14 protein-coding genes are annotated in these 17631 nt (G+C 74.3%); 10 read left to right on the top strand and 4 right to left on the bottom strand.

The features are described 5' to 3' along the window. Positions 1–346: 346 nt before the first annotated feature. From ACIRB4_RS12850 to ACIRB4_RS12825, 6 genes are all read left to right on the top strand, one after another. Positions 347–739, top strand: coding sequence for an ankyrin repeat domain-containing protein (locus ACIRB4_RS12850; protein WP_403290545.1), 393 nt, complete (start codon positions 347–349; stop codon positions 737–739). Positions 740–980: 241 nt separating this feature from the next. Further along, a complete protein-coding gene (locus ACIRB4_RS12845; RefSeq protein ID WP_403290543.1) occupies positions 981–2396 on the top strand; it encodes a HEAT repeat domain-containing protein in 1416 nt (471 codons plus the stop codon). Positions 2397–2575: 179 nt separating this feature from the next. Beyond that, the gene (locus tag ACIRB4_RS12840; protein ID WP_403290541.1) at positions 2576–3754 is read left to right on the top strand and encodes a glycosyltransferase family 4 protein; all 1179 of its coding nucleotides are present in this window, start codon (positions 2576–2578) and stop codon (positions 3752–3754) included. Continuing rightward, the gene (locus ACIRB4_RS12835; RefSeq protein ID WP_403290538.1) at positions 3751–5142 is read left to right on the top strand and encodes a glycosyltransferase; all 1392 of its coding nucleotides are present in this window, start codon (positions 3751–3753) and stop codon (positions 5140–5142) included. The genes ACIRB4_RS12840 and ACIRB4_RS12835 overlap by 4 nt, the downstream gene beginning before the upstream one ends. A 215-nt stretch (positions 5143–5357) precedes the next feature. Further along, a complete protein-coding gene (locus tag ACIRB4_RS12830; protein ID WP_403291217.1) occupies positions 5358–6314 on the top strand; it encodes an SGNH/GDSL hydrolase family protein in 957 nt (318 codons plus the stop codon). After that, entirely contained in the window at positions 6311–9952 is a 3642-nt protein-coding gene (locus ACIRB4_RS12825; protein ID WP_403290536.1) for a hydantoinase B/oxoprolinase family protein, read from the top strand. The genes ACIRB4_RS12830 and ACIRB4_RS12825 overlap by 4 nt, the downstream gene beginning before the upstream one ends. A gap of 70 nt (positions 9953–10022) precedes the next feature. Here the strand turns inward: ACIRB4_RS12825 and ACIRB4_RS12820 are convergent, their stop codons facing one another. The 4 genes from ACIRB4_RS12820 to ACIRB4_RS12805 form a co-directional block, all read right to left on the bottom strand. Continuing rightward, positions 10023–10886, bottom strand: coding sequence for a biotin-dependent carboxyltransferase family protein (locus ACIRB4_RS12820; protein ID WP_403290535.1), 864 nt, complete (start codon positions 10884–10886; stop codon positions 10023–10025). Beyond that, entirely contained in the window at positions 10883–11509 is a 627-nt protein-coding gene (pxpB, locus tag ACIRB4_RS12815) for a 5-oxoprolinase subunit PxpB (protein WP_403290533.1), read from the bottom strand. Before pxpB ends, ACIRB4_RS12820 begins: the two co-directional genes overlap by 4 nt. Beyond that, positions 11506–12276, bottom strand: a complete 771-nt coding sequence (locus ACIRB4_RS12810; RefSeq protein WP_403290531.1) for a LamB/YcsF family protein — start codon at positions 12274–12276, stop codon at positions 11506–11508. Before ACIRB4_RS12810 ends, pxpB begins: the two co-directional genes overlap by 4 nt. A 106-nt stretch (positions 12277–12382) precedes the next feature. Beyond that, positions 12383–13663 carry an MFS transporter gene (locus ACIRB4_RS12805; protein ID WP_403290529.1) on the bottom strand — a complete coding sequence of 427 codons (1281 nt, stop codon included), beginning with the start codon at positions 13661–13663 and terminating at the stop codon, positions 12383–12385. 170 nt (positions 13664–13833) lie between these two features. On the opposite strand from ACIRB4_RS12805, the gene ACIRB4_RS12800 reads away from it, so the two are divergent. The 4 genes from ACIRB4_RS12800 to ACIRB4_RS12785 all read left to right on the top strand — a co-directional run bounded on the left by ACIRB4_RS12800 (position 13834) and on the right by ACIRB4_RS12785 (position 17619). Beyond that, a complete protein-coding gene (locus tag ACIRB4_RS12800) occupies positions 13834–14538 on the top strand; it encodes a GntR family transcriptional regulator (protein WP_403290527.1) in 705 nt (234 codons plus the stop codon). A 158-nt stretch (positions 14539–14696) separates the two neighbouring features. Then, a complete protein-coding gene (locus tag ACIRB4_RS12795) occupies positions 14697–16223 on the top strand; it encodes a hypothetical protein (RefSeq protein WP_403290524.1) in 1527 nt (508 codons plus the stop codon). A 323-nt stretch (positions 16224–16546) separates the two neighbouring features. Next, the gene (locus ACIRB4_RS12790; protein ID WP_403290521.1) at positions 16547–16729 is read left to right on the top strand and encodes a hypothetical protein; all 183 of its coding nucleotides are present in this window, start codon (positions 16547–16549) and stop codon (positions 16727–16729) included. After that, positions 16726–17619, top strand: coding sequence for a hypothetical protein (locus tag ACIRB4_RS12785; RefSeq protein ID WP_403290519.1), 894 nt, complete (start codon positions 16726–16728; stop codon positions 17617–17619). The genes ACIRB4_RS12790 and ACIRB4_RS12785 overlap by 4 nt, the downstream gene beginning before the upstream one ends. Positions 17620–17631 lie beyond the last annotated feature (12 nt).

Genomic DNA, 17631 nt, shown 5'->3' with positions numbered 1-17631 from the left:
TCCTGGTTGAGGGGACAGTCACCATGAGTCCTTCCAAGTTCACAGGAAGTATCTATACGATTAAAGGTGCATATGGGTGAAAAGCGGGCGATTTCACTTGACTGGCGGAGGTGGCAGGCTCGCCGTCGGCCGACGCGCGGAGCGTGCGAGCCGGGGCGGGCCTCGCGCCGGGCCGAGCTGCGGTGATCCTTGCCTCGGACGGCCCGCTCCATGTCGCGGCACGGGCAGTACCCTGTCGATTCACTCGTACGGCCGCGCCTGCCGTGTGCAGGTCAACGGCGGTACGGGTGCGGTCCACGAGCGGAACCGAAGAACGAGAAGAACGAACGGAAAGGCGTACACGTCGATGAGCGAGACTCCGGACCCCGAGGTCATCGAGCTGGCGGGCAAGGTCTTCGACCTGGCCCGCACCGGGGACGCCGAGACGCTGGCCGCCTACGTCGACGCGGGCGTTCCGGCGAACCTCACCAACGACAAGGGCGACTCCCTCGTCATGCTCGCCGCCTACCACGGTCACGCCGACGCGGTGACCGCCCTGCTCGACCGCGGCGCCGACGCGGACCGCGCCAACGACCGGGGACAGACCCCGCTCGCCGGCGCGGTCTTCAAGGGCGAGGAGGCCGTGATCCGCGCCCTGCTCGCCGGCGGGGCAAATCCGGAAGCAGGCACTCCGTCCGCTGTGGACACCGCGCGGATGTTTGGGAAGGCCGAACTCCTGGAACTGTTCGGCTCCTTGTGAAGCGGCGGGCAACGCACGCCGAACCCCAGGTGAGTGCGGTGTCGTAAATGTGGTCGCGGTGGCGAAATGGCTGGGTCATCATGACGTCGGGCCCGCAGGGGGCCACCGACGAGAGGCAGAGGAAGATGGTCAACACCAAGCGAAGGACGACTGGCGGCCCTCCATGTTGCTGCGCGGCCTAGGCGATCACCAGTACCCGGTCCCCCCGGGTTCGTCGACAGCTTGATGTGAGGCATCCTCCATGTTCGATCCAGTCATAGCGCCGAGCGGCACGCTGCTCGGCCTGCTGCAGAGGGGCCGCGGCGACGGCACCCTGCACGCCCTCGCCGCGCCGCGCGCCGAGGCCCTCGCGGCCCTGAACCACTGCGTTCTCCACGACCCCCGCCACGACTGGCAGGTCGAGAACCGCTCCCTCTACTACGCACGCCTGTACCTCGACCTGCACGGCGGGCTCGAGGAGATCGAGAGCCACCTCTTCGGGGCCGAGGACCACTTCGACACCGAGGAGAACAGGACCGGGCTCGCGCTCGCCGTCCTCGGACACCTCGCCTCGTACGGCCGTCAGGACGCCCTCGTGCTGCTCCGGCGGTACGCCGCGACCGGCGCCAACTGGGCGTGGGCGCTCGACGAGCTCGCCCTGCGCGACGACGACGCCGGACTGCGCGCGCTCGCCGTGCCGGTACTCGCCCGCTTCCCGGCCACCCCGGAGGGCGACGCCGAACTGGCGAGCACCGTACGGGACGCCTTCGAGCCCCGGCCGTGGCGGCTGTGGGCCGAGGACCCGCGCGACGCCGTCGGCAGCCGGATCAGGGCCGCCCGGGAACAGGGCTCCTTCGACCGCTGGCAGCGCCAGATGCGTCCGAGCGGGCCGCGACCCGGCTGGAGCGTCCAGGCGGTCTTCGACTGGGCCCAGGAGGGCCTGGAGCGCGGCGCCGTCCTGCACGGACCGGCCGCCCGCTGTCTGACCGCCGTCGCCGGACCCGAGGACCGGCCGGCCATCGTCGAGGCCGCCCGCAGCGGTCCCGACGGCGCGCGCTGCGCCGCGCTGCACTACCTCGCCGAGGCCATGGACCCCGCCGTCCTCGACCTCATCGAGGCCGCCGCCGGCGGTGGCTCCCGTACCGTCTCCGAAGCCGCCGTCACGGCCTTCGAGCGGATGTGCGGCCCCGCCGCCGTGGACCGCGCCCGCGGCTGGGTCCACCGGCCCGACGCGCTCGGCGCCGCGGCCGCCGGCCTCCTCGCCTGCCGGGGCGGGGCCCAGGACGCCCCCCTCGTCCTCGGCGCCCTCCGCGAGACCGTCCGGGCCGAGGGCCCCGACGCCACCGCCCTCTACACCCTCGTCGACGGCGCCGGACGCCTCGGCATCGCCTGCGCGGCCCCCGTGCTGCGCCACGTCTACCGGGAGACGGCCTCCTCCCAGCTGCGCGGCCGCACGGCCCGCGCCCTCGCGGCCACCGACCCGACCTATCCGACCGGCTTCGCCGTGGAATGCCTCTGGGACTGCGAGGAGACCACGCGCGAGATCGCGGCGCTGCACGCCGAGACCGGCGACGTACGGGTGGCCGAGCGATTGCGGCGCCTGGCCGCCGACCCGGCCGAGGAGGCCGAGGTCCAGACGGCCGTACGCAACCGCATAGGGCCGGACCTGCAGGTCTGACGCCCTCGCCCCCGGGGCGGCGCGGCCTGCGGCGGGGAAAGCCCCGTCGATGTGGCCCCGCCCCGGGGGACGGGCGCCCCGGCTGAGGGAGGAAGGCCGGGGCAAACGCTCATGGGACGTTCCCCGCGCGTCCAGATCCACGTTGGCAGGGACACGCCGGGCGGGACGACAACACGGGTATGCGTGTCGTCATCGTCACCGAATCCTTCCCTCCCGATGTCAACGGAGTGGCGCACTGCGCCCAGCAGACCGCCCGCCATCTCGTCCGGCGCGGTCATGACCCGCTCGTCATAGCGCCCGCGGTGCCGGGTTCCGGTCCGTCCGCGGCGGGCGCGACGCCCGGAGCGGTCGAGTGCGGGCCGGCCACCGCACCGGCCGGCGACGAGCTGCCCTGCCCGGTGGTCCGCGTTCCGTCCCTGCCGCTGCCCGGCTACCCCCAGGTCCGCGTCGCCCTGCCCAGCCGCCGGGTGGCCCACACGATCGCCGCGCACCGGGCCGACATCGTGCACCTGGCGAGCCCGTTCGTACTCGGGGTGCGCGGTATGACCGCCGCGACCCGGCTCGGCCTGCCCGCCGTCGCCGTCTACCAGACCGACCTCGCGGGCTATGCCCGCACCTACGTCGGCGCGGGCGAGGGCGCCGCCTGGCGCCGGCTGCGGGCCGTCCACGGTGCCGCCGACCGTACCCTCGCGCCGTCCAGCGCCGCCGTCCGCGACCTGGAGACCCATGGCGTCGGACGCGTACGGCTCTGGCGGCGGGGCGTCGACACGGACCGCTTCCGGCCCGTCCTGCGCGATGAGGCCCTGCGCCGCGAACTCGCTCCCGGTGGCGAACTGCTGGTCGGCTACGTCGGGCGGCTCGCTCCCGAGAAGCGCGTCGAGCTGCTCGCCGGGGTGTGCGGACTGCCGGGCGTACGGGTGGTGGTCGTCGGCGACGGGCCAAGCGAGCCCGGTCTGCGGGCGGCGCTGCCCGGAGCAATGTTCCTCGGCCGCCGTACGGGCTCCGACCTGGCGCGGATCTTCGCCTCGCTCGACGTGTTCGCGCACACCGGGCCGTACGAGACCTTCTGCCAGACGGTCCAGGAGGCGATGGCGAGCGGCGTCCCCGTCGTCGCCCCGGCCGCCGGAGGCCCCCTCGACCTCGTCGACCACCGCCGGACCGGGCTCCTCGTCCCACCGGGCGAGGCCACCGCGATGCGCGACGCGATCGCCTCGCTCGCGGCCGCCCCGACCCTCCGCGCCTCCTACGGGACGGCAGGCCGCGCGGCGGTGGAGGGCCGCACCTGGGAGGCCGTGGGCGACGAGCTGATCGGCCACTACCGGGAGGTCCTGCGCGAGCGGACGGCGGTGGCGGCATGAGCATGAACAGGCACCAGGGCGACAGACGCAGGGGCGACAGGCACGAGGGCACGGCGGGCGCAGGGCGCGGCGGGGCGGTCGCCCTGGCGGCCGCGGCCTCCGGCGGGCTCGTGGCCGGTGGCGTGGCGGCTCGGGAACGGGTGACGAGCACGGCGGCTCCGGGCGTCCTGCGGGCGGGCCCGGTGGCCGTCGGCGGGGCGGAAGCCGACCCGCCGGGCGGCCGTCCGGGGCCGACGCTGCGCATCGTCCGGCTCGCCAACTTCGTCACGCCCACTTCGGGCGGCCTGCGCACCGCCCTCGAACAGCTCGGCCGTGGCTACGTCGCCGCCGGCCACGAGCCCGTTCTCGTCGTCCCCGGAGACGTCGCGAGCGACCAGGTCACCGACCAGGGGCGGATCATCACCCTCCCCGGCCCCGTGCTTCCCGGCACCGGGGGCTACCGCGTGCTCGCCGACCGGCGCCGGCTGCGTCGCGTCCTCGACGCGCTCGCCCCCGACCGGCTGGAGGTCTCGGACCGGACGACGCTGCGCTGGACGGGGGAGTGGGCCCGGCGAGCCAGGGTGCCGTCGGTGATGGTCTCCCACGAGACCGCGGACGGCGTGCTGCGCACCTGGGGCGTGCCGGAGGCGGCCGCCACCCGCGCGGCGGACCGGCTCAACCGCCGCAGCGCGTGGGCGTACTCGCGGATCGTGTGCACCACGGAGTGGGCGGAGCGGGAGTTCGTACGGATCGGGGCCCGCAACGTCGTACGGGCGCCGCTGGGCGTGGACCTGGTGCGCTGCCGCCCGGGTCGGCGCAGCACCGTCCTGCGGGCCAAGCAGGCGGACGGTGAGCGGGTCCTGTTGCTGCTGTGCTCACGGCTCTCCGTGGAGAAGCGGCCGGGGACAGCCCTCGATACGCTCGCCGAACTCCGCGGCCGCGGGGTCCGGGCGGCGCTCGTCGTGGCCGGTGAGGGGCCCCTGCGGGGCGCGTTGGAGCGAAGGGCGCGGGAGGAACGGCTGCCGGTGCGGTTCCTGGGACATGTCGCCGACCGCGAGGCCCTCGCCGACCTCCAGGCCGCCGCGGACGTCTGCCTGGCGCCCGGACCCGCGGAAACGTTCGGCCTCTCGGCGTTGGAGGCCCTCGCCTGCGGCACGCCTGTCGTCGCCAGCGCCTCCTCCGCCCTGCCGGAGGTCCTCGGCGACGCGGGCGCCTGCGCGCCGGACGACCCGGCTGCCTTCGCCACGGCCGTCCGTGAGCTGCTCTTTCGCCCCGAGCCCGAACGCCGGGCCGCGGCACGCGCGCGTGCGGAACTCTTCGCATGGGACCGCTCGGTCGCCGCTTTCCTCCAGGCCCACGACGCGCCCCCGGCCTTGCTCCGCATCCCGACGCAGGGTGCCCGCCCATGACGACCACGGCTCGCCCCGGCCCCGACCGCCTCCCCGACTCCAGGTCCCCGGTGCCCCCGACCACCACGGCTCCCCCTGGCCCCGACCGCCTCCCCGACCCGACGCCCCCGGCACCCCCGACCGCTCCCGAGCCCGCCGTCGGCCAGCCCGCCTTCCGGGCGCACGGGATCGTTCAACCCCTGGCCGTGCCGGTCGGCGCCGACCCGCTGCCGGTGATGCCCGGGCACGCCCGCGTAGAGGCGTTTCCGGGCCCCCGGCGGGCAGGTGAAGCGTCCTGCGACCCCGGCCACGCGCGCGCGAGCCCGCCTCCGCCCGCCCCGCTCCGCTTCGCCGCGCTCGGTGACTCCCTCTCCGAGGGCGTCGGCGACCGGGTCGACGGAGCGTGGCGGGGATGGGCCGCACTGCTCGCGGACGGGCTCTGCGGGCCCGGCCGGCGGGTGGAGTTCCGCAACTTCGCCGTCAGCGGGGCGCTGAGCCGGGACGTCGCCGAGGCCCAGGCGGCCGCGGCGACCGCCTTCCGGCCCGACCTCGCGTCCGTCGTCGTCGGGGTCAACGACACCCTGCGACACACCTTCGACATCGAGCGGTTCGCCCGCCGCCTCGACCGGGTCTGCGGGGACCTGGCCGGACTCGGAGCCGTACTCCTCACGGCCTGTCTGCCCGACCCCGGCCGGATGCTCGGCCTCCCGGCGCCGCTCGCCCGCCCCCTCGCCCGGCGCCAGCAGGCCGTCAACGCCCTCGTCCACGCCGTGTCCGCCCGCTACGGCGCCGTCCATCTCCATCTCGCCGACAGCGCGTGGACCGACGACCGCACCCTGTGGAGCGCCGACCGACTGCACCCCGGCGAGCGCGGCCACCGCGCGATCGCCGCTGGTTTCCACGCCCTCCTCGCCGACCGGGGCCTCGCCCACGGCGCGCCGCCCTCGACGGAGCCCGATCAGGCGCCGCCCAGCCGCGCCGACGCCCTGCTGTGGCTGGCCACGGCCGGCACGGGCTGGGTGGTGCGCCGCTGCCACGACCTGCTGCCCCAGCTGCTGCACCTGGCCGGTACGGAGCTGCGGCATAAGGCGGCGGGCACCGCCGCCCGTCTCGACCGCCGGGCCGAACACGCCCTGTCCGACGCCTTCGCGGCGGTGTCCCTGGACCGTGCGGCGGCCACAATGGGGAGATGAGCGGGCGCTGGGAGTTCTGGATCGACCGGGGCGGCACCTTCACCGATGTCGTCGGCCGGCGGCCCGACGGCCGGCTCGTCACCCGCAAGCTCCTCTCCCACGACCCCGCCCGCCCCCACGACGCGGCCGTAGCCGGAATCCGGCTCCTCCTCGGACTCGGCCCCGACGACCCCGTCCCCGCCGACGAGATCGACGTCGTCAAGATGGGCACCACCGTCGCCACCAACGCCCTTCTGGAACGACGCGGCGAACCGACCGTCCTCGTCGTCACCGAGGGCTTCCGGGACGCGCTGCGCATCGCCTACCAGAACCGGCCCCGGCTCTTCGACCGCCACATCGTGCTCCCCGAGGCCGTCCACGAACGGGTCGTCGAGGCACCCGAGCGCCTGGACGCCCACGGGCACGTGGTGAGGCCGCTCGACGAGGACGCCGTCACCGAGGCGCTGGCGGCGGCCCGCCGCGACGGATACCGCTCCGTCGCCGTCGTCCTCATGCACGGCTACCGCCACCCCGACCACGAGGCCCGGATCGCCGCCATCGCCCGGGCGCTCGGCTATCCGCAGGTCAGCTGCTCCCACGAGGTCAGCCCCCTCGTCAAACTCGTGCCCCGGGGCGACACCACCGTCGTCGACGCCTACCTCTCCCCGATCCTGCGCCGCTACGTCGACGAGGTGGCCCGCGAACTCGCCGGAGTACGGCTGATGTTCATGCAGTCCAACGGGGGCCTGCGCGAAGCCGCCCACTTCCGCGGCAAGGACGCCGTCCTGTCCGGCCCGGCCGGCGGGGTCGTCGGCATGGCCCGCACGTCCGGGCAGGCGGGCTTCGACCGGGTCATCGGCTTCGACATGGGCGGCACCTCCACCGATGTGTCGCACTACGCCGGCGAGTTCGAGCGTGAACTCGGTACACAGGTCGCGGGCGTGCGGATGCGGGCTCCGATGATGAGCATCCACACCGTCGCCGCGGGCGGCGGCTCCGTCCTCCACTACGACGGACGGCGCTACCGCGTCGGCCCCGACTCCGCTGGCGCCGTCCCCGGGCCGGCCTGCTACCGCCGCGGCGGCCCCCTGACCGTCACCGACGCCAACGTCATGCTCGGCCGCGTCCAGCCCGCCCACTTCCCCGCCGTCTTCGGCGAGACCGGCGACCAGCCGCTCGACACCGCCGCCGTACGGGAGCGGTTCACGGCCCTCGCCCGGCGGATCGGCGGCGGCCGCACCCCCGAGCAGGTCGCCGCCGGCTTCCTGGAGATCGCGGTCCTCAACATGGCCAACGCGGTCAAGAAGATCTCCGTCCAGCGCGGGCACGACGTCACCCGCTACGCCCTCACCAGCTTCGGCGGCGCCGGCGGCCAGCACGCCTGCGCCGTCGCCGACGCCCTGGGCATCGACACCGTCCTCGTACCGCCCCTCGCCGGTGTCCTCTCCGCGTACGGCATCGGCCTCGCCGACGCCACCGCCATGCGGGAGCGTTCCGTCGAGGCGGAGCTCGACGGTCCGGAGACGCACGCGCGCGTGCGCGCCCTCTGCGCCGAACTCGCCGACACGACCCGGGCGGAGCTGCGCGCGGACGGTCTCGCGGACTCCGCCGTCACCACCCACGCGCGCGTACTGCTGCGTTACGCCGGCACGGACGCGAGCCTCCTCGTCGACCTCGCCTCCCCGGAGGAGATGACCGCCGCCTTCACCGCCATGCACCGCGCGCGGTACGCCTTCACCATGGACCGGCCCCTGGTCGTCGAGGCGGTCTCGGTGGAGGCCGCGGGTCTCGCCGGGCCCCATGGCCCGGTGGTCGTCGACGCAGGAGACCGCGCCAGAGAGCCGGCGGCCCGGGCGACGGTACGGATGTACAGCGGCGACGGCGCCGCGGACACGCCGCTGTACCGAAGGGAGGACCTGCGCCCCGGCGACACCGTCACCGGCCCCGCCATCCTGGCCGAGGCCGACGCCACCACCGTCGTCGACGCCGGCTGGCGGGCGACCGCCGCGGACGGCGGACACCTCGTCCTCGCGCGCGTGCTGCCCCGGCGCGCGCGCGTCGCCGTCGGCACGGAGGCCGACCCGGTCCTCCTGGAGGTCTTCAACAGCCTCTTCATGGCGATCGCCGAGCAGATGGGCGTACGCCTGGAGAACACCGCCCACTCCGTCAACATCAAGGAGCGCCTCGACTTCTCCTGCGCGCTCTTCGACGCCGACGGCAACCTCATCGCCAACGCGCCCCACATCCCCGTCCACCTCGGTTCGATGGGCGAGTCCATCAAGGAGGTGCTGCGCAGGCGCGGCGACTCGCTGCGCCCCGGCGACGTCTACGCGGTCAACGACCCGTACCACGGCGGCACCCACCTCCCGGACATCACGGTCGTGACACCGGTCTTCGACGACACCGGGTCCGAACTCCGCTTCCTGGTCGCCTCGCGAGGTCACCACGCCGAGATCGGCGGCATCTCCCCCGGCTCGATGCCCGCCTTCAGCCGGACCGTCCACGAGGAGGGCGTCCTCCTCGACAACTGGCTTCTCGTACGGGGCGGACGCCTGCGGGAGGCGGAGACACGGGCGCTGCTGACCGGCGCGAGCCACCCCTCGCGCGACCCGGACACCAACCTCGCCGACCTGCGCGCCCAGATCGCCGCCAACGAGAAGGGCATCGAGGAACTACGCAAGACGGTCGACCAGTTCGGCCTCGACGTCGTCCACGCGTACATGCGGCACGTACGCGCCAACGCCGAGGAGTCCGTCCGGCGGATCGTCACCCACCTGCGCGACGGCTTCTGCCGCTACGAGACGGACAGCGGCGCGATCATCCAGGTCGCGGTGCGCGTCGACCGCGAACGGCGCTCCGCCGTCCTCGACTTCACCGGCACCTCCCCGCAGCGGCCCGACAACACCAACGCGCCCACCTCCGTGGTCATGGCCGCCGTCCTGTACGTCTTCCGGACCCTCGTCGACGACGACATCCCCCTCAACAGCGGCTGCCTGGAACCCCTGGAGATCAGCGTCCCGCCCGGCTCGATGCTCGCGCCCGCCTACCCCGCCGCCACCGTCGCGGGCAACGTCGAGACCTCCCAGGCGATCACCGGCGCGCTGTACGCGGCCCTCGGCGTCCAGGCCGAGGGCTCGGGGACGATGAACAACGTGACCTTCGGCAACGCGCGCGTGCAGTACTACGAGACGGTGGCGAGCGGGTCCGGCGCGGGCGAGGGGTTCGACGGAGCCGACGCCGTCCAGACCCATATGACCAACTCCCGGCTCACCGATCCCGAGATCCTGGAATGGCGCTATCCGGTACGGGTGGACTCCTTCGCGGTACGCGGCGGGAGCGGCGGGGCCGGCCGCTGGCGGGGCGGCGACGGCACCGAACGCCGGATCCGCTTCCTGGAGCCGATGACCGTGGCCCTGCTGACCGGCCACCGCCGGGTGCCGCCCTACGGCATGGCCGGCGGGGCACCGGGCGCGCTCGGCGAGAACACGGTCGAACGTGCCGACGGCACCGTCGAGCGCCTCGGCGGGGTCGACGCGGTCGACGTGGGACCGGGCGACGTCCTCGTCGTGCGCACCCCCGGCGGCGGGGGATACGGAACCCCCGACCGGCACACCCCCGAGCCGCGCACCGGAGGCGGCTGCGCGCCCATGGAACGCTGAGACGCGACGGGACCCCGGGAGCTCAGCCGACGGGCACGAACCGTACGACCGTTCCCGGCATGCCGGGGCCTCAGCCGACGGGCACGAACCGTACGACCGTCCCCGGCACCGCCTGCGCCGCGGCGGCCAGATCGGCCTCCCGTACCACCGCCACCACCGGGTAGCCACCGGTCGTCGGATGATCGGCCAGGAACACCACCGGGCGCCCGTCCGGAGGCACCTGGACCGCCCCCAGCACCATGCCCTCACTGGGCAGCTCGCCGGTCACGGACCGCTCCAGGGGCGGGCCCTCGGTGCGCAGGCCGATGCGATTGCTCGACGGGGAGACCCGGTACGTGCGCGTGGCGAACGTTTCCAGGGCCGCGGGGGAGAACCATTCGTGCCGCGGCCCGAGCCGGACCCGCAGTGCGAGTTCGTCCGCCGGGCCCGACCACGGAGGAACGTCGACCGGAAACCGCGCGGGCGGCTCCGGGCCCAGCGGCAGCACCGCCCCGTCCGCCAGCGGAGCCGAGCCGAGCCCGGACAGCAGATCGGTGGAGCGGCTGCCGAGAACGGGCTCCACGGCGACGCCGCCACCCAGGCCGACATAGCCGCGCAGGCCGCTCACGGCCGCGCCGACCTGGAGCAGCGCCCCCGCCCCGACCCGTACCGCCGTACCCCAGGCCACCGGCCGGCCGTCGACCGTGACAGGGCATGGCGCGCCGCCCACCGCCACCGTCACCGCGCACCGGGGCCGCAGCGCACACCCGTCGACCGTGGTCTCGAGCACTCCAGCGCCCTCCGGATTGCCGACCAGCCGGTTCACGAGCCGCGCCGCCCCCGGATCCATCGCCCCCGAGCGCGGCACCCCGAGGTGCGCGTAGCCCGGCCGCCCCAGGTCCTGCACGGTGGTCAGCGCCCCTGCCCGTACGACGGCGAAGGCACGATCGGTCATCGGCCGTCCACCACGAAGCGGACCCGCGTGCCCGGTGTGAGCAGTGCGGCGGGCTCCCGCGCGGTGTCCCACAGCACCGCGTCCGTGGTGCCGATCAGCTGCCAGCCGCCGGGGGAGGAGCGCGGGTACACGCCCGTGTACGGCCCCGCGAGCGCGACCGAGCCCGCCGGGACCGCGGTGCGCGGAGTCGCCCGGCGCGGCACCTCGTACTGTCCGCCCAGGCCCGTCAGATAGGCGAACCCGGGCGCGAAACCGCAGAACGCGACCCGGAAACCGGTGCCCGAGTGGATCCGCACGGCCGCCTCCACGGAGACGCCCCACAGCGCGGCCACCTCCGCCAGATCGGGACCGTCGTAGCGGACCGGTACCTCGACGGCCCGCTCCACGCGCGCGTGGAGCTGCGGGATCGTCCACTCCCGCAGCTCCCGGGCCAGCGCGTCCGGGGCGTCGACCCCGTCGAGCAGCACCGTCCGCGCCGCCGGCACGATCTCCCGTACGGGGGGCAGCGCACCGCCCGCCCGGCGCCGCAGCAGCTCGGCGTGGAACGCCTCCGTCGCCTCCCCGCTCGCGAGCTCGACGAGCAGCGCCCGCTCGCCCACCCGGAACACCCGGCGCGCTCTCATGCGAACGCCTCCACCCGAACCCCGGCCGCCTCCAGCTCGGCACGGACCCGCCGGGCGAGCTCCACCGCGCCCGGGGTGTCCCCGTGGAGACAGAGCGACCGCGCCCGTACGGCGACGGACCGCCCGCAGTGGGAGGTCACCACGCCGAACCGGGCCATGGACACCGACCGTTCCACGACCTCCGCCGGATCCGTGACGACGGCACCCTCCCGTCCCCGTGGCAGCAGGGTGCCGTCCGCCGTGTACGCCCGGTCCCCGAAGGACTCCGTGACGACCGGAAGTCCCGCCTTCTCCGCCGCCTCGTGCAGCTTCGAGCCCGGCAGCCCCAGCACCGGAAGGCGCTCACCGCCGCCCCCGAGCAGAACCCCGTCGACGACCGCCCGCGCCTGCTCCTCGTCGCGGACCACCCGGTTGTAGAGCGCCCCGTGCGGCTTGACGTACGACACCCGTGACCCGGCCGCCCGCGCGAAGACCGCCAAGGCGCCGATCTGGTACGCGATCTCGGCCGCCAGCTCCTCCGCCGGGACGTCCATCGAGCGCCGTCCGAAGCCGGCCAGGTCGCGGTAGGACACCTGGGCCCCGATCCGTACCCCGCGCGCCGCCGCCAGCTCGCAGACGCGCCGCATGGTGACCGCGTCCCCGGCGTGGAACCCGCAAGCCACATTGGCGCTGGTGACCACCGAGAGCAGCGCCCCGTCGTCGGTCAGCGTCCAGCGGCCGAAGCCCTCTCCGAGGTCGGCGTTGAGGTCGATCGAGGCCCAGGTCATGGTGTCGGTTCCTTCCGTCCCTGGTCGTGCGGGTGGTACGGGTCAGACGGCGGCGCGGCGGCGCGCGTGCGGCGTTCTGCGTGCGGAGGGGCGATCGCCGGGCCGCTCATGCCAGTTCCCTTCCCCGGGTCTCCGGCAGCCCGAGCAGCGCCAGGACGGCGAGCCCGTAGCCGATGGCCCCGAAGACCAGCGCGCCACCGACGCCCCAGCTCTCGGCGAGGAAGCCCACCAGGGTGGGGAAGACGGCGCCCACCGCGCGGCCCGTGTTGTACGTGAAGCCCTGACCGGTGCCCCGTACCGCCGTCGGGTACAGCTCCGCCAGGAAGGAGCCGAAGCCGCTGAAGATGGCCGACATGCAGAAGCCGAGCGGGAAGCCGAGGACGAGGATGAGTGTGTTCGCCCCGGCGGGGATGTTGGTGTAGGCCACGATGCAGACGGCGGAGAGCACCGCGAACAGGGCGATGTTCTTCTTCCGGCCGAGCCGGTCGGTGAGGTAACCCCCGGTCAGATAGCCGATGAAGGCGCCGGAGATCAGGAAGGTCAGATAGCCGCCGGTGCCGACGACGGTCAGTCCGCGTTCGGTCTTCAGGAAGGTCGGGACCCAGGTCGCCAGGGTGTAGTAACCACCCTGCACACCGGTCGACAGCAGCACCGCGAAGAGCGTGGTGCGCAGCAGCGACGGCTTGAAGATGGCGGTGAACGAGCCCCGTTCGGTGCTCGCGCGCCGCGCCTCGGCGGCCTGCGGGGCGTCCTCGACGTTCCGCCGGACGTAGACGACCAGGAACGCCGGCAGCGCGCCGGTCCAGAACATGACCCGCCAGGCGGTGTCCGCGTCGACGAACTGGAAGACCAGCGTGTAGACGATCACGGCGAGTGCCCAGCCGGCCGCCCAGGCGCTCTGGACGGCGCCGAGGGTACGGCCCCGGTGCTTGGCGGAGGCGTACTCGGCGACCAGGATCGCGCCGACCGCCCATTCGCCGCCGAAGCCGAGGCCCTGCAGGGCGCGGAAGACGAGGAGCGTCTCGTAGTTGGGCGCGAAGCCGCACAGCACGGTGAAGAGCGCGTAGGTGACGACCGTGATCATCAGCGCCTTCACGCGCCCGATGCGGTCGGCGAGGATGCCGGCGAGCGCGCCGCCGATCGCCGAGACGACGAGGGTGACCGTGGTCAGCAGACCGGTCTGGCCCTTGTCGAGGCTGAAGTAGGCGGCGATGGCCACCATCGACAGCGGCAGGGTGAAGAAGTCATAGGAATCGAGGGCGTATCCGCCGAAAGCGCCGCCGAAGGCGCGCCGGCCGCGCGGCCCGAGGGCGCGCAGCCAGGCGAACGCGCCCGTGTCGTCGGGGCGTTCGCCCTGGGTCTGCTGCTGGGTCTGTGTCGTGCTCATCTGCACCTCGCAGAGGGGGAGGAGCGTGCCTGAGGACGTACGGGATGGCTGTGCGGTGCCGAACAACGTAGAGGATCGTTCAACGATCCGACAAGAGGCGTGTTGGCTCGTTCTTGCTTCTACGATGGACTCGGCCGACTCGGGCGCGGGCGACGGAGGGAACGAGCAGGGTGAGCGGAATCGACGAACTCGCGGACGACCGGGCCCTGTTGAGCAGGACGAGTACGGCGGAGCGGGTCGCGGACATCCTGCGGACCCGGATCGCCGAGGGCTTCTTCCCGCCCGGCACCCGGCTGTCGGAGGACAGCATCGGCGGCGCGCTCGGTGTGTCCCGCAACACACTGCGCGAGGCGTTCCGGCTGCTCACCCATGAACGGCTGCTCGTCCACGAGCTCAATCGGGGCGTCTTCGTCCGGGTGCTCGCCGTCGAGGACGTCGCCGACATCTACCGCACCCGGCGCCTGGTCGAATGCGCCGTCGTACGGAGCCTCGGCGAACCGCCGTTCGGCCTCGACGGCCTGGTGGCGGCCGTCGAGGAGGGCGAGAGGGCGGCCCGCGCGGCGGACTGGACGGGCGTCTCCACGGCCAACATCCACTTCCACCGCGAACTGGTCGCGATGGCGGGCAGCGCGCGCACGGACGAACTGATGCGAGGGGTGCTCGCCGAACTCCGCCTGGCCTTCCACGTCGTGGACGACGCGCGCGGACTGCACCAGCCCTATCTCGTACGAAACCGGGAGATTCTGGACGCGCTGCTGGCTGGTGAACGCACCACGGCCGAGCGGCTCCTCGCCCGCTACCTCGACGACTCCCGCACCCGGATCGTCGAGGTCTACGCGAAGGCGGTCGACGACCCGGCGGTCACCGACGCCTGAGCGGGCCGCCGCAGCGGGGGCGGCCGGGCGGTCTGCGACGGGGGAGTCGGCGGCCGGGCGGTGGTGCGGGCGACCGACGGCCCGGCGGTGGTGCGGCGAAGCCGGTCGCATCTGCGCCGTTTCGACCGTTGTCAGTGCGAGGACCTAATCTGTGCACCGTGACTTCGCCTGCCTCGACGGACCTCGCTCCGCCCCAGCTCAGCGCGGGGCCGCGGCCCGCGCCGGGCCCGGCCGCCGACGAAGGGCTCGCGCGGCGCCTCCGCGCGCTCGCGTGCACCGCCCCGCTGCACGACCTGGACGTGCGCAAGGCGAACCTCGCCGGCGAGTACTCGATCTACGCGATGGCCGAGGTCGCCCTCGCCGCCATCGACCTCGTCACACTCACCATGGACTTCGACACCGGCGCCGACCACGAACAGATCGTCGCCCGGCTGCTGCCCCGCGTCGCCGCCCAGGCACCCACCCGCCCCGCCGCCGAGCACGAGCGCGTCGCCCGCTGGGTCCTGGAGAACCTGATCAACGTCGGCAGCGTCGACCGCGGCTTCCGCGCCGTGTACGGCACCTTCGGCGCCGACGGCGTCTACACCCGCCGCGACTACGACTTCAAACTCCTCGAAGAGGTCCCCGGCCCCGGCGGCAGCGTCTACCTCCGTACGACCGACGAAGCGGTCAACGTCCTCGTCGGCGCCCTCGACACCGACGTCACCAGCGCCCAGATCGCCGCGGAGGTGAAGCTGGAGGTCCTGATCAGCCGGGGCAGGCTCGCCGACGCCCAGCTCGCCGCCGAGCAGGCGCGCTACCGCACCGTGCAGTACGCCGAGACCCTCCGCAAGACCCTGGAGGCGACCCGGCGCAACGTCCGCGCCGTCGACTGGCTCAGCGCCGTCCCCGACATGATCGCCGAGGCGCTCGACCACGTCGCTGACCGCTACCGCCACGAGAACGCGATCCTCACCAACATCCGCAAGGCCCGTGACGAGGCCGAGGACCAGGAACACAAGCGCCGCGCCGCCGAACTGGTCGACATCGTCAAGGACTGCATCCGCCGGCACACCCAGCTCCAGTCCCGCCTCCTGGAGGCCGGGCCGCTGTTCCGCGCCGAGCAGGACCGGCAGGCCTTCGCCGCGCCGACGTCGTACACCGGGATAGACCTGTACGGCCAGCTCGTCGCCCCGCTCCTGCCGCTTCCCGTCGAGCAGGCGACCAAGGTCACCGACGCCTTCTTCGCCAAGGGCACCGGACTGCGCACGCCCGTGTCGGTGCGCGTCGGCGACCTCGTCGACATGCTGCTCACCCCGCCCGTCGAGCGAGAGCACCTCGGCGCCGAGATGCCCGAGCCGGACCTGATCGCCACGCCCGACGACAGCCGGTTCAGCGAGGAGCAGCTGGCGAGCGCGATGGAACTTCTCGACCTGGAACACGACGCCCCGCGCCGCCTCTCCGGCCTCCTCGCCGACGCCCGCCTCCGCGACCCGGACCTCCCGTACCTGGTCGCCCTCCTCGCCGTGCACGCGGCGAGCCCCCCGGTCGGCACGGCCTACCGCCAGGGCGAGGAGCGCCTGCTGTTCGCCGTCGACGACGGCACTCCGCTCGACGACGAGGAGTTCGGCGGCGCGGACCTGATAGTGGGTACGGCCCTGCTGGACGCGGCGGGCATGGCGGCGGACCGCTCGGAGGCATCATGACCGACCCCGCGCCGACGCACGACGGACCACTGCCGTCGTCACCCGCCGCACTGCCCACGCGGTCGGACGAAACACTTCCGGGGGCGGTCGCGCTGCCCACGGGACCCACCGCCGCTCCCGCATCGCCCACGCAGGGGCCCCTGGCTTCGGACGAGGCACCCGCGGCTCCGGACGCGCGGCCCGGCCCGGGGCCCGTGACCTCGGACGAATCGCCCGCAGACCCCGACGCGCGGCCCGGCCCGGACGAGGCACCCGCTCACGATCCGGCAACGGCAACGGCAACGGCAACGGCGCTGGCACCCCGCCGGGCCCGCGTGGGTGCCGTGCCCGTCGCCGAGCCCGTACGGCGGAGCCCCGCGCCCTATGTGCGGGCCATCCGGCTGACGGACGAGGCGGCCGCCGCGGCCCGTGCGCGGCGGCCCGCCGTGAGCGTCACGCCCGTACGCCTGCCGCTGCCCCGACCCGACGCATCACCGACCACCCGTACCGAGGAGCCCCAGCCGTGAGCGAACACCACGCAGAGCACGCCGACGCGTGGAGCGAGCCGGAGCCCTCGCAGACCGCCGCTTCGTCGGCCGTCACCCCGGCCGACGCCGCCGACGCCGCCCGGCTGGTCTCCTTCGGGCTCCAGCCCAAGCTGCTGCCCGCCCGCGACGCCGAGTACGCCGAGCTGCTCCGGCGCTACCGCGAGGACACCGCCTTCGCACGCCTCGCCGACGCCGTCGCCACCGGCCTCGGACTCGTCGTCCTGGAGGTCTCCCCGCGCGCCGGCATGGTCGTCACCGCCGGCGAGGACTCCGTCTTCGCCGTCCGCATGGGCGACTACGCCCGCCGCGCCTCGACCGACTCAGCCGACCGCTTCCTCCACGGCCTCGCCCACCTCGCCGTAGCCGCCATGGCCTTCCCGCGCCCCGAGGACCTGGCCGACGACGGCTACATCGGCCGCCTCACCGTCAACGGCGTCGACGCCTTCGTACGACAGGCCTGCCGCCGCCTCGAAGAGCGCGCCGAGGAGCAGGGGGTGAACACCGACCCGGCCTCCGACGCCCCCGGCCTGGAGGCCGCCTGGCGGATCTACGCCCGCCGCAGCGCCACCGGCGCCACCAAGGACGCCCGCCGGCTCGCCGGCTCCACCACCGGCATCGTCGGCAAGGCCGTCGCCTTCCTCACCGACTCCGGCTTCCTCCAGCGCACCGGCGACGACGCGGGCGGCTCCTACCGCACCACCGCCCGCTACCAGCTCCAGGTCCGCGACATGGCCGGCAGCGCCGCCATGGCCGAGCTGCTCGAACTCGGCGTCGTCCCCGTCAGCGACGGCTCCGCCAGCCTCGTACCGCCGCCGGAGGGTGACGACCTGGAGCTCGCCGCCGACGCCGGCCTGCCCTTCCACGCCTGACCGCCTCATCAC

The organism is Streptomyces sp. NPDC093600, assembly GCF_044764755.1.
Classification (GTDB): Bacteria; Actinomycetota; Actinomycetes; order Streptomycetales; family Streptomycetaceae; genus Streptomyces.
This window is presented reverse-complemented; position numbering and strand designations above follow the sequence as displayed.